Here is a 12,053-nt window from a genome sequence, read left to right on the forward strand (position 1 = left end):
TACTTAGTTTTGCTGTTTAAAGACCACCGCCTTTTTCATTTTTCCATCCCAATAAACCGCGCTGATCTGCAAGGGGTACTCCGGCCCATTTAAATTTTTCAGGAGCATCCAAGATCCTTTGTTGTCCTTTAATCTACCGCCTCCCTTAACAAAACTCAATTGCAGGTTACCTTGGTTATCAGGCTCATTAGCTTGAGGTGAAAAAACCTGATCGCCAAATTTTGAATGAATAGTTACTTTACTGGCAAGCAGATAGCCATCTGCTAATTGCAAGGTCGTTTTGTTGCCATATACGGAAGCTTGGTATTTAATGAGGTCATAGGCTTTCTGCGCACTTGCCGGATTTAGGTAGCCAAGCGTAAACAAAAAGGTAACTAAGGTAAAAGTCTTCATGCTGAATGTATTGTCAAATTTACGGTCTGCCCGCTGATGCACAACAAGCCGGCACAACTAAAGTTGTAAGGAAATGGAGAAAGGGGTGTTTTAACGGTCGATTACCGATTGTGGGCAGCTGACCCTAAGGATTAAACACGTCGGAAATCCTTCGGAAGGATTCAAATGCCTGCGTCTTTCTGGGGTTGTCGCGGCAAATGGCATAGCCGGATGTGGTCGTTTTTCTTTATTTTTTAATCCTATGATTTAGCGCGTGGCCTCGTTAAAGCGTCCTTTATAAACCCGGATCAATCTTTCCAGCCGGCCTTTACTGATATCGAAATCGCTGATATCAATATTGACGAGTCCACCCGGATGCTGAAAGCTCAAGGTATATTTTACGCCTCTTTTACCCTGGTCTGTCCTTGTCACCTGCTCGTTAAAGATCAGGTCCCAATTTAAGAAACCGGTCTGCGCTGTGGTAATTCCCTGATTATGAAACACCAGTTCGGGATCTTTTTTAAACATCCATTTAAGTGCTATGAAAATCATGTAAAGCGGAGCAATAGCTATTACTATTGCTATAAGTTTCAAACTTAATTCTGCATTATTTTTTATAGCGAAGTAACCAATTACACAACCAATGGCAACGAATAGTAACCAAACAGGATATTAATGATCATATGCAATTTAGAATAGAATATTTGGGTAATAGCTGGGATATTAGGATCATCTTTAAAATCCGCCCGAAAACTAAAACGGTCTTGCAATGCTCGCCATTGCTCGCGTTCTTCTCGTGACTGGATCTGCAATTTATCCATTATGTTGCCATAAACGGGGCACAAATGGGCTTGTGCGGCCATAATCCTCAGCTCGTGTACATCGTCAACATTGTCAAAGGCCCATAACTTCCAGCGCGTTGTTGTTTTGCTCCAATATAAGAATGGCAGATAAAAGCACACCAATAAGCAAAATAATATTGCGCCAGCGCAGACCAGCCAGGCATTAGTAGTAAAAGGCGGCCCTTCAACTATTGCTATGCCGATCATTGCTAAAAAGAACATGCCGAAAAACAGACCCGCCATCATCAGGATGCGTGGTAGAAAGAGCATCTTCCGTCCTATAGAAAGGGCTTCATCAACGGAAATCAGGCTGGTTTTTTGATAGGTTGTCATAGCTGACCATATAACTCGTGTTAGACAAAACTGTTTGATTGAAAAGACCGCAATAAAAAGTTAGTTGATAGCAAATCCCTGCAATGTTTTCACCATCAGCAAGTCCATTTGCCTGTTTTTGCTTTGGGATGGAACGTTGGTTTTCTGCACTCCTATTATCTGATCAGCGTTAAAGGTTCAGCATTACTCTTTTTAAAAAAGAGCAGGGGTATCTGGTAGTCTTCGCCTTCTTTGGCATTCATCGCATGTAAAGCGGGTTCAAAGTTTGGTTGCACCAGAGCAACGATCTTTCCATTGCCATAAGTACATAATTGGGCGGTTCTGGTATCAAACTTTAAGGCTGTACCGGGCCGGGAAAGATACAACACGATATTCTGGTACTCTTTATGCGAATCAGCCGCCGTGGTGTAGGTCGCCTTTTCTATCTCACGTAACTTCAAGGCCATTGACTGCTCGAAAGCGCTAAAATTCTTCTTTTGCAGCTGGCTCATAACACGCTGATAAGCAGAAATTACTTCCGATGCAGGTAGGTGGCTCAGGTCGGCACCCTTTTGCCACCCTGCCAGGGTATAAGGCACTTGGGCATTAAACGTAAATTTTTGGCTGTTTTTTACAGCAGGAAAACTGGCGATGGGAACTCCTGTTTCGTCGGGCGCATCGTCAAACATTCTGGTGACCTTGAGTTGTAAGGAAGCCGCCGAGCTTAGTTTGGTTTGGCCTTTAAGGGGTAACAACATCGCGCTTAATGTTTGTGGGCCGCTGTGTAAAATCAGATGGTTGATAGGTGCCTCGCTGTCCGCATCTCCTTTGTCGGTATGGCTGAATGCCGGTACATCATTAACGAGTATCACAAACCGGCAGGCCTTACTGCTGAAAGCCACATGGTAGTCCGGTTGTAAATGGCTGACTGAAGCTTTAGGCTTTGAAATTTTTACCGGCTCATCGTTGCCGGTAATAAAGTGGTAGACTCGGGTAATATCCGCATCGGCGAAAGCGGTGAAGGCTTTGATAGCGCCAACCTGGATCAAGGAAAAGATTTCTTTTTTGCCGCTATGCGATTGTTCGCCGGACATAAATTTGATAAATAGCGTAGGCGAGATCCAGTAATAAGCGCGGGTATTACCATCGTCGCGCATTTTTTTGGTTGGCGCTTTATATGTGGCAAGCAGGTAATTGAGCACTTTGTTGGTTGTCACGGTGTTGTCGATTGCGATATCGTAATAAGCGATGATATCATTTTGAGCACCTATTTCTACGCTATGGTCAATTACGGCTCCGGCGATTGTAACTTTACCGGGGTTGGTGATCCGGTAACTGATCAGGCCTTTTCCTTCGCTGTTTTTTTCGGCGGCAATTCCTTTTAAAAAAGAACTGGCGTGTTCGGTGAATTTAATGTTCGCCAGATCGGGTTTCTGGGCGCAGGCGGCTTGGGCAATCAACAAAAGTAAGAAAGAATAAGCTTTTAACAGGTTCATAGGCTTTAGCATTGTTCTGTAATTAACAACAGCGTTAATGAGAACCTGTTTGGTTTTTAATTTTAACGAGTCTAATATATTTTTCGGAGCAGTCGCCCAGCGCCACATAATAATTCATCGAATTGCCATAATTCTGGATAGTGATGGTATCGCCGCTCAGTTGGCCACCCAGGCCTACTCGCTTTTCGTCCCCGTCAGATTCGGCATAAGTAATGCCCCCGAACAAGATATCGCTTACTTTATCCGCGCTTTGATCGAGCGAGAATTTGCCTTCATAGGTATGCTCAGGTGTAGTCAATTGGTATTGGTATCCTGCGCCCTTCTTAGTAATGATGACCACTATGCCGCAACCTTCTGTTTCTACATAAGTTCCAGAAATATCCGCGACTGGTGCGGTTTTTTCGTAGCGTAGAAACCGGCCGATGACACTATTTTGCGGGTTACTGATGACCATGTTAAATTTGCCGCCTGATCTTTGAAGCAAACCAATCGCCGTAAAAGTGTTTCCTAAAGGCGATTCGACCATCGAATCGATGTGGCTGTAAATTGCATGTTGTTTCTTTGCGCTGTCTGCAGCCGGTCCTGTAATGCTCACAGCTAAAAGCGGCACCCGGTCTTCAGCTCCTAGGCGGATCATGATCTGTTTGTTTTTATCTTCGAACGTGCACAGGTAACCCGAAATCATAATGAATTGCCCGATATGGTTTTCCAGCTTTTGTTTGGTAATGTCTTCAAGATCTAACGGTGTGATCAGCGCCTGTTTACTGTGTTCCCAATATTCACGCGTCTTAATGGCTGTGGCGCTGTAAGTAATCTTCTTGGTCTCGATAGATTCGATCTTCCAGCCTTTCGTAGTTTGTGTCAACCTTGCCATTTGCCAGATCTGCGTTCCGTCATTTAATGCGATTTTATAGCTGATAGCGCCGCTGCCGTTATTTTCAATGACGGTATATTTCCATTCCTGCCCGTTAAAAAGCGCAGCATTGTCTTGCCGGATGATGGCGATCTGCTCACGGATCTGCGGTGACACCAATTTTTCTGCATTGTCGTACTGCCGGGCCTGCAGCGCATCAAGAAAAGTTGTGGTCAACGTTCTCGGGTCGGGCGAGCATGCAGCGAAGAAGATCGCAAAGAGAGGATAAATGATAATTGATTTTTTCATGGTTTTGAATATACTTGGCTAATCCCTTTATAACCTATCAACTAAATCACTGATCAACCTTTCGATCTCTGCTGTGGAGTATCCATAACGATCATTGGTTCCTTCGGCCGGCAGTACACGTTGGTCAAAATGAATCTTGCCATCATTAGACCTGCAAACCATTACACCATCACTAAAATCAAGATGATGTGTAGAAAAAAATAAAAGATAATTCTCCCCGTTTTTATTGAGTTTTACCAATAACCGGTCACTTGCTAAAAGTAATTCGAACTTGATACCAGCTGACCGGAGCTTTTCTCTTCCTAATTCTTGAAAAGTTTCCCAGTACGAAGTCGGTGTAATGTATGTCATCATTGATTAAAACAGATTGAAACTAAATATGTTCTTTCTAAGTTATAAGAGGGATGAACGACGATCCATTGTATATCATTTCTAAATCGGCCGTATACGGCGACAAACAAACGCTGCGTATATATAACGGGCTGGATAAGATCGAAAACCAGTTTTATCATACCTTTAAGTTTGATGACCGGCAGGTGGTGATTACCCAATACGACGGGCAATGGGTGGATCTGGGCGGCAAAAATCCTAAGGAAGCCCACCGGCTAGGTCTCCTGTTAGAGCAACTTGACTCGGTTTACCACCCTGAAAAGGATTGGTTATACCTTAAAGCGTCAGACTTTAATAAGGAAATAGGCAATGAGAACCAATTACTTTATGATGGTGTAATCGGCGTTTATGGTGTAGAAAAGCAAGTAAGCCTCACCGTAAATGGAACCTTACTGACTTTTGATCTCCAGCGTATCATTAACGCCAGAAATTCGGGCCTTCAAAAAATACCGGCAAACCATTTGTACGAAATCCTGATCAACTACAATTTGGAGTTAAAAAAGCCGCCCTTGCACCTCATTGTCAGATCGCCTGATTTTAAACCGCTTTACGAATGCTATTTTGATTATGTGGTCACTAAGGACAGGCAAGTCTTCCTGGTAGGCGTTACCTTCGGCGAGTTTCAGCTTGGCCGGTATATGTCACAGTTGGTGGCGTTAATACAACTCCCATCGTTTTATTAAAACAATCTCCCAAAGACTATGGAACACAACGCCATGCAAGCCATACGCGCCGCCGAAAAGGTACTTAGTGACAAAAAGGTTAAATATGTCAACATCGATCCGCCGATGTTTAAAGAAAATATTTTTGAACAAGGTATGTCTGAGCGTACAGACGTTTGGGTAGTTCCTTACGTTTACATAGTTTTTCAGGATGAGTCCGCTTTTATTTATTTTAAGGATGTAGATCTTTCTTTGATTCACATTTTAACAGGACATGGTTACATTATGCCTTAATAATTTATGAAATACTGGTTTACCACATTTGCATTGTTCATCGGTCTGATAACCGTGAACGCGCTACAGGATGAACAAACCAAAGCGATTAGCGGCGCGGCCCGCGCAACCATTGACGGATCTGTATCCAATCAATAAGCTTCTGACCCACTTAAAAGTTTATTACCAGTTGATATCGAGGTATTAAAATTACACCTGTTTTTTCTTATATTGAATGTAACACGAAGTTACCCTATGCAAGAAACCGTAACAGAACTGTAACAGTCTCGCGTTTGCCATTTATAAGTGATTATTAATAAGCCATTATGCAGATTTAGGCTCTCCCTGTTAATCAGAGGGTCCCTGGTTCGAGTCCAGGCTCAGGAGCAACGATTTCGTCCCCAGACTGGGCTCGAACCATCTATAAAACGCCTGCGATTTGCTTTAGATCTTCAAGAAAGTGGTTCGAAAAAAATCCAATAGGGTTCACAGGAAAATGCCCCTTTAAGAAATTAGAGGGGCTTTTTTGTGGCCTGTTTTCGTTTCACCGGGTAATCGTTTACGGTTTGTTGTTGCTAGGCCCAATATCCAAGATTTCTACAGAATGCACTCTTATTATAGCATCAAAAAGTTATAATGCAGCATATCCGTCAAATTACAAATTCTATGGTCATCATAATGGTGATTTTTTCATCAGCCGTTAGCGCCCAAACTAAAACCGGGATGCAAATCCTGAAAAACCATAGTATAAAAAGCAGTGGCGGTTGGGATTACGTTATGGTTGATGCCGCCGAGAAAAAGATCTACGTATCACATGGTACGCAGGTTAATATTTTGAGTACTGCCACCGGCGATTCGGTTGGGGTCATTTTAAACACAAACGGTGTGCATGGTATTGCATTGGTAAAAGCACTAGGAAAAGGTTATACAAGCAATGGCCGCGATAATAGCTGTACTATATTCGATCTGAAAACCAATGCAGAGCTGGGCAAGATAGCGGTAGGCACCAATCCAGACGCGATATTTTATGATGATTTTTCTAAAAAAGTTTACGCGTTTAACGGCCGTAGCAGCGATGCATCGGTAATAGACCCGGCTACTGATAAAGTGGTGGCAACTATCCCGCTTGGCGGCAAGCCGGAAACAGGTGTCTCCGACGGAAAGGGTAAAATCTTTGTTAATTCGGAAACTACGAATGAGGTGGTAGTTATTAACGCTAATACGTATAAAGTTGTAGCCCGATATAAAATAAATGAAGGTGATGAACCATCTGGTTTGGCTATCGACAGAATTACCAATCGCTTATTTATCGGTTGTGGTGGTAACGCTACTATGGTTATTATGGATGCCGCCAACGGTAAAAACCTTGCTAAATTTAAAATTGGCGATTGCGATGGTGTAGCTTTCGACCCGGAACTCCAAATGGCTTATGCATCAAACGGTGATGGCAACATGTCGGTTGTTAAAGAGGTTAACGCCAAGAAATTTGTGTTTGTAGAGAATATTGTAACTGAAAAAAGCGCGCGTACTATAGGCATAGATACCGTTACCCATCACTTGTTTTTGCCTGCCGCGCAAATGGAAGCTACCCCACCAACGGCAGAGAATGCTCACCCAAGGCCGCACATGGTAGCAGGCACTTTCCATGTAATTGAGATAGGTAAATAGTTAAGAATTTTAATACCCCGCCCTTTGAAAAGAATAACAACCCTGTTGCTTTGCTGCATTGTTGGCTTTAATGCTCTTGCCCAGCAAACACCAACCGATACCACTAAGAAAGTAAACATAGTGGATACGCTAAAAAGAGACCTTTTTACCGCGCCAGATACAGTTAAACATCTGCGCAGTAAAGCATGGGCATTAGCACCACCAATCGCTTTGATCGTTTACGGTTCAAGCAATTTCTATTTTAAGCCGGTAAGGAGATTGGACGTAAGTATCAATAACGATATTAAAGAGGATGCCCCCAATTTTAAGCACCACCCCGAAAACTATTTCCAATTTACACCGGTGGCTTTGGTTTATGCCTTGAACCTGGCAGGTATCCACGGTAAAAATACTTTTGTAGACCGCACACTTATTTTTGTAATGGCCGAGGGGATGATGGGCCTGACTACGTTTGGCCTAAAAAAAGTTACCCATAGGCTTCGCCCGGATGGCTCTGACTATTATTCTTTCCCGTCCGGCCATACAGCCAATGCATTTTTGGGCGCCGAATTTATGGCGCAGGAGCTTGGAGATAAATCTATAGGGTATAGCGCCTTAGGCTATGGTTTTGCCACAGCTACAGGTATTTTACGTATGTATAACCGCGACCATTGGTTTAGCGATGTTGTGGCAGGAGCAGGGATTGGTATCTTATCTGCAAAAGCAGCTTATTTGCTTTACCCATATATCCGTAACCGAATATTTAAGGCAGGCCGAGAGAAAGAAGATAACCGCGATGTGCCTGCCGAGTTGAAGAAACAACCCAAAACAACCTCAATTGTAATGCCATCGTATAGCGAAGGTATAGTGGGGTTAAATTTTGCCATGCAGTTTTAAAAAACCATTTACCTTTATTTTTTGGCGAATACATGATCGCGGTAAAATACCCGAAGCATGCTTGGCAGCACAATTAGCAATAACGGCAATGCAGCTAAAAAACCACCTATTACGGCTATGGCTAATGGCTGGTGCAATTGGGCCCCGGCACCTATGCCCAACGCCAATGGCATTAGCGCTATAATAGCCCCCAGTGCCGTCATTAGCTTTGGGCGAAGGCGGGTTGATATGGAGTACACAATGGCGTCATCAATACTGCTGTCTTTTGCGCTTTCGCGAAATTGCCAAAAGGTAAAAATGGCATTCTCGCCAATTATCCCCACTATCATGATAAGCCCGGTGTAGCTGCCTACGTTAAGCGGTGTATTGGTCAGGAACAAGGCAAGCAAGCTGCCGCCGATCCCCAAAACCGCCACCACCAGTATCAGTAACGCTATCCTGAATTGCTTGAACAGAAACAATATCACCCCAAATACTAACAGGCTGGCGGTAATCAGGATCATTAATAATTCCTTAAAGCTTTGTTGCTGCTCGGCATAAGCGCCGCCGTATTCTACATGGTAGCCGGCTGGCAGGTTTACTTTTTCTGCAATGCCTTTTTGTATAGCGGGTATAACGCTGCCCAGGTCGCTGTTCTCTAAACGGGCACTAATAACGCCCATGGCCTGCAGGTTCTCACGCTCTACCTCGGCGTCACCTTCACGTAAGTTGACATTGGCTAACTGGGTAATGGGGATTAACCTGCCATCGGGTAAAAATAGGTTAAGGCGTTTTATACCTGCCACATCCTGCATACGGTTGCCGGGGTAAACCATTCGAATAGGCGATTGCTGTTCGCGCTCAAACAGGTTGCCAATTACGTTCCCCTCTAATGCCGATTGTACCTGTGTTTGTAAAGCAGCAGGCGTGAGGTTGTATTGCGCCAGCTTTGCGTAATCGGGAACAATATCCACCGATGGGCCGGCGATAATAATACCGTCGAATACATCGGCAGTGCCTTTAACATTCGTTACAATGGCGGCTACTTGTTTAGATAATGCCTGTAGTTTTGTCTGGTTGTCCCCAAAAACCTTTATTTCTATGGGCTGGGTAGATGTCATCAGGTCGCCTAGCATATCGCCAATTACCTGCCCAAAATCAACCCGGAGGGCTGGCTGTGTTGCTTCTATATGGGTGCGCAGGTCGCTGATGACTTCTTCGGATGTTTTACTGTGCCCTTTTTTAAGTTGAATAAGGTAATCGCCCGTGTTTGGTTCGGTGATGAAGAAACCCATTTGCGTACCTGTACGGCGCGAGTATGCGGCAACATCGGGTTCCTTGATAATTATTTTTTCTATCTCGCGCAGCATGCGGTCGGTTTCTTCGAGGGAGGTTCCGGGAGGGGAGGTGTAGTCAAGTACAATGCTCCCTTCGTCCATATCGGGCAAAAAACCTGTTTCCAGCCTGCCGGGAATAATGATGATCACAGCAACGAGCAGCGCAATTATAATGATACTCATAACAGGGCGCAATATGAAAAATGATACCCAGCGTTGCCTTTTTACTTCATGTGCCTCTGCTTTTTTACCAAGGGTATTTGCTTCCGAGTTTTTGGTAAGCAGCAGGTAAATAACAGGCAGGCCTATCCAGGTTACAAAAAAGGACGATACGAGGGTAATGATCATGGTGTCGGTCATTACTTTAAAGTAAGCGCCTGCAACACCCGTCATCAATAAAAAAGGAATGAATATCACAATGGTACTCACCGATGAGCCCACCATGGCCGGGAATAAATAATTAATAGCCTTTTGCAACAGCGTTACGGTTTGTTCTTCCGGGTGCTCCTCATGCGTTCGGTGGATCTGCTCAACCACCACAATGGCATCATCAATTATTAAACCTATGGCAGCTGCAATGGCCCCCAGCGTCATGATGTTGAGGGTGTAGCCTACAGCATATAAAATTATCAGCGTAAGCCCTAATGTAACCGGGATGGTTATCAAAATTGTAGCACTTGCTTTTAACGACCGCAAAAAAATAATAGCCACAATAATAGCCAGCGCTAAACCTATCCACAGGCTATCACTTACGCTTTTTACAGATTCGTTCACAAAATCGGCCTGCACGTAATATGGTTTTATAGATACACCTTTGGGCAGCACTTTTTGTAACTCGGCCACTTTGCTTGTCATGGCGGCAGACAGGTCCACCAGGTTGGAATTGGGTTGCTTGATGACAGCTATCAGCACACCTTCGTGCCCGTTGGCGTTTATTTTGGTGTATTCGATACCAGGGTTTATCTGGATCTCGGCAACATCTTTTAGCTGGATAACCCTTTTGCGATTGTTGTTAACCACCAGGTTTTGCAATTGCTGGCTGGTGTTTACGCTGGCATCGGTAACGGTGAGGTACAGCATCTTAAAATCTGACAAGTAACCGTTGGATTTAATGAACGCCGTTTGCGCCAGCGTATTGGTGATCATATCGGGTGTTAAGCCCAGCGCGCTCATTTTTTGACGGTTCAGCACCAGCCAATATTCTTTAGTTTTTCCACCTATCACGCGGATCTCTGATACGCCATCCACTTGTGACAAGAACGGTTTTACCGTATAAGTTGCAAGTTGCTTCAACTCAATAGGCGATAGGTTATGGCTCTCCAGCGTGTATCCGCTTACGGGTAGGATAGAGGGGTTCATCTTCTCTACAGTGACATTTGCCTCGGGTGGCAACTGGTTTTTTATTTGCGCTATGCGCGATTCTATGCGTTGTTGGCTCAGGTCGATATCCGCATCCCAATTCATATAGGCCGAGATTTCGCAACTGCCGCGGCTGGTGATGCTGCGTACGTAATGCAAATCGGGGACTTGTTTAATAGCATTCTCCAGCGGCTTGGTAACCGTAACCATCATTTTGTTTACCGGCTGCAGGCCAGCATCGGCAATGATCTTTATTTTGGGGAAAGTAATTTCGGGGAATAGCGAGGTTTGCAGCCTGGAATAGGCAAACCCACCGCCCAGCAGTATAATGAATAGCATTAAGCTGATGGGCTTTTTGTGGCTGATGAAAAAGTTGTTAAGGCTATCCATTATTTTACAATTTTAACTTTGGCCGTATCAGCCAAACCATAATTGCCGGTTACCGCTATACGGTCGGTTGGGTTAAATGTGGGGGATAAGATCTCTATCTTCCCGCCCGATTCGATGCCTTTTTTTATAGGGGTTTTTACCGCGGTTGTATCATTTATCAGCTTCATTACCCAAAACTCGTTTTGCGTTTCGTTTGATAACACTGCCGATTTTGGCAAAGATGGCGCACTGCTTTTTGCTGTTTTAATGATGAGCGCTTTAGCTACGAGGTTTTCGGGAATTGGGTGGCTGTTGTTTACTTTAATAACGATGCCCTGCGTTTGCGAAAGTGTATCTACCGATGGCATCAACGAGGCAATGTGGCCGTTCAGTTTTTCACCGTCGGGCAGGGTGAGGGTCATGTTTTGGTTATTGGCGATAACGCCCCTCAACTCGTAGGGTAGCTGCAGCACAAAGGCAAAGCTTTCACGGTCGCTGATGATGGCAAGTTGTTCGCCATCCTGCACGTAATCGCCAACCTGGTGCAGTAGTTGGGTAACAAAACCACTGCGCGATGCCCGGATGTTGTTAATGCCCGAGAACTTAAAGGTGGTATCGAGTACGTTAATGGTATTGCCAATGCTTTGCGCCTCCTTGGTTTTTAGGGTGAACATCAACTGGCCTTTTTCTACATAATGCCCCGGCTGCACATTTACCTTTTGAATATAACCGATGGCATTGGCGCTCACATAATTTTTTTGTAGGAACGATGAGGTGGCGTTCAACTCAATGGTATCTGCCAGGGCACTGTTGCCAATAGTGGTGACTGTTACAGGTGTTTGCGATTCTACAGCAGCTTCTTCGCCGGCAGGGGTAGTGCCACCGCAGGAATAAAACGCTGTTATAATTAAACAGGCAAATATTATAGTAAGTGGCTTGTAATATCGGTTCATATA

At 44.4% G+C, this 12,053-nt stretch carries 13 protein-coding genes; 5 read left to right on the plus strand and 8 right to left on the minus strand.

Annotated elements, in window-relative coordinates; genetic code table 11:
* Positions 1 to 3: 3 nt before the first annotated feature.
* The 6 genes from ACVW0P_RS11135 to ACVW0P_RS11160 form a co-directional block, all read right to left on the minus strand.
* Positions 4 to 366: a hypothetical protein gene (locus ACVW0P_RS11135; RefSeq protein WP_457132153.1), complete on the minus strand. Its 363-nt coding sequence runs from the start codon at positions 364 to 366 to the stop codon at positions 4 to 6.
* A gap of 273 nt (positions 367 to 639) precedes the next feature.
* The gene (locus ACVW0P_RS11140) at positions 640 to 900 is read right to left on the minus strand and encodes a hypothetical protein (RefSeq protein ID WP_457132154.1); all 261 of its coding nucleotides are present in this window, start codon (positions 898 to 900) and stop codon (positions 640 to 642) included.
* A gap of 104 nt (positions 901 to 1,004) precedes the next feature.
* Positions 1,005 to 1,547, minus strand: a complete 543-nt coding sequence (locus ACVW0P_RS11145) for a hypothetical protein (RefSeq protein ID WP_457132155.1) — start codon at positions 1,545 to 1,547, stop codon at positions 1,005 to 1,007.
* A gap of 155 nt (positions 1,548 to 1,702) precedes the next feature.
* A complete protein-coding gene (locus tag ACVW0P_RS11150; protein WP_457132156.1) occupies positions 1,703 to 3,034 on the minus strand; it encodes a hypothetical protein in 1,332 nt (443 codons plus the stop codon).
* A 22-nt stretch (positions 3,035 to 3,056) separates the two neighbouring features.
* Positions 3,057 to 4,184 carry a hypothetical protein gene (locus ACVW0P_RS11155; protein WP_457132157.1) on the minus strand — a complete coding sequence of 376 codons (1,128 nt, stop codon included), beginning with the start codon at positions 4,182 to 4,184 and terminating at the stop codon, positions 3,057 to 3,059.
* A gap of 27 nt (positions 4,185 to 4,211) precedes the next feature.
* A complete protein-coding gene (locus ACVW0P_RS11160) occupies positions 4,212 to 4,538 on the minus strand; it encodes a hypothetical protein (RefSeq protein ID WP_457132158.1) in 327 nt (108 codons plus the stop codon).
* 50 nt (positions 4,539 to 4,588) lie between these two features.
* Between ACVW0P_RS11160 and ACVW0P_RS11165 the strand changes: the two genes are divergently transcribed.
* The 5 genes from ACVW0P_RS11165 to ACVW0P_RS11185 all read left to right on the plus strand — a co-directional run bounded on the left by ACVW0P_RS11165 (position 4,589) and on the right by ACVW0P_RS11185 (position 8,053).
* Positions 4,589 to 5,257 (plus strand): hypothetical protein, encoded by a 669-nt coding sequence (locus ACVW0P_RS11165; protein ID WP_457132159.1) that lies wholly within the window; start codon positions 4,589 to 4,591, stop codon positions 5,255 to 5,257.
* 18 nt (positions 5,258 to 5,275) lie between these two features.
* The gene (locus ACVW0P_RS11170) at positions 5,276 to 5,530 is read left to right on the plus strand and encodes a hypothetical protein (protein WP_457132160.1); all 255 of its coding nucleotides are present in this window, start codon (positions 5,276 to 5,278) and stop codon (positions 5,528 to 5,530) included.
* A 6-nt stretch (positions 5,531 to 5,536) separates the two neighbouring features.
* Positions 5,537 to 5,668 (plus strand): hypothetical protein, encoded by a 132-nt coding sequence (locus ACVW0P_RS11175; protein WP_457132161.1) that lies wholly within the window; start codon positions 5,537 to 5,539, stop codon positions 5,666 to 5,668.
* Between the two features lie 477 nt (positions 5,669 to 6,145).
* Positions 6,146 to 7,177, plus strand: coding sequence for a hypothetical protein (locus ACVW0P_RS11180; protein ID WP_457132162.1), 1,032 nt, complete (start codon positions 6,146 to 6,148; stop codon positions 7,175 to 7,177).
* A gap of 24 nt (positions 7,178 to 7,201) precedes the next feature.
* Positions 7,202 to 8,053, plus strand: a complete 852-nt coding sequence (locus ACVW0P_RS11185) for a phosphatase PAP2 family protein (protein WP_457132163.1) — start codon at positions 7,202 to 7,204, stop codon at positions 8,051 to 8,053.
* A 14-nt stretch (positions 8,054 to 8,067) separates the two neighbouring features.
* Here the strand turns inward: ACVW0P_RS11185 and ACVW0P_RS11190 are convergent, their stop codons facing one another.
* The gene (locus ACVW0P_RS11190) at positions 8,068 to 11,118 is read right to left on the minus strand and encodes an efflux RND transporter permease subunit (protein ID WP_457132164.1); all 3,051 of its coding nucleotides are present in this window, start codon (positions 11,116 to 11,118) and stop codon (positions 8,068 to 8,070) included.
* Positions 11,118 to 12,050: an efflux RND transporter periplasmic adaptor subunit gene (locus tag ACVW0P_RS11195; RefSeq protein ID WP_457132165.1), complete on the minus strand. Its 933-nt coding sequence runs from the start codon at positions 12,048 to 12,050 to the stop codon at positions 11,118 to 11,120. Before ACVW0P_RS11195 ends, ACVW0P_RS11190 begins: the two co-directional genes overlap by 1 nt.
* Positions 12,051 to 12,053 lie beyond the last annotated feature (3 nt).

This window comes from Mucilaginibacter sp. UYNi724 (genome assembly GCF_054057495.1).

Bases quoted from the DNA above. Each gene is read 5' to 3' on its own strand.
- ACVW0P_RS11190 (WP_457132164.1), bottom strand. From the start codon at position 11,118: ATGGATAGCCTTAACAACTTTTTCATCAGCCACAAAAAGCCCATCAGC.
- ACVW0P_RS11145 (WP_457132155.1), bottom strand. From the start codon at position 1,547: ATGACAACCTATCAAAAAACCAGCCTGATTTCCGTTGATGAAGCCCTT.
- ACVW0P_RS11150 (WP_457132156.1), bottom strand. From the start codon at position 3,034: ATGCTAAAGCCTATGAACCTGTTAAAAGCTTATTCTTTCTTACTTTTG.
- ACVW0P_RS11140 (WP_457132154.1), bottom strand. From the start codon at position 900: ATGTTTAAAAAAGATCCCGAACTGGTGTTTCATAATCAGGGAATTACC.
- ACVW0P_RS11195 (WP_457132165.1), bottom strand. From the start codon at position 12,050: ATGAACCGATATTACAAGCCACTTACTATAATATTTGCCTGTTTAATT.
- ACVW0P_RS11180 (WP_457132162.1), top strand. From the start codon at position 6,146: ATGCAGCATATCCGTCAAATTACAAATTCTATGGTCATCATAATGGTG.
- ACVW0P_RS11165 (WP_457132159.1), top strand. From the start codon at position 4,589: ATGAACGACGATCCATTGTATATCATTTCTAAATCGGCCGTATACGGC.
- ACVW0P_RS11175 (WP_457132161.1), top strand. From the start codon at position 5,537: ATGAAATACTGGTTTACCACATTTGCATTGTTCATCGGTCTGATAACC.
- ACVW0P_RS11160 (WP_457132158.1), bottom strand. From the start codon at position 4,538: ATGATGACATACATTACACCGACTTCGTACTGGGAAACTTTTCAAGAA.
- ACVW0P_RS11155 (WP_457132157.1), bottom strand. From the start codon at position 4,184: ATGAAAAAATCAATTATCATTTATCCTCTCTTTGCGATCTTCTTCGCT.
- ACVW0P_RS11170 (WP_457132160.1), top strand. From the start codon at position 5,276: ATGGAACACAACGCCATGCAAGCCATACGCGCCGCCGAAAAGGTACTT.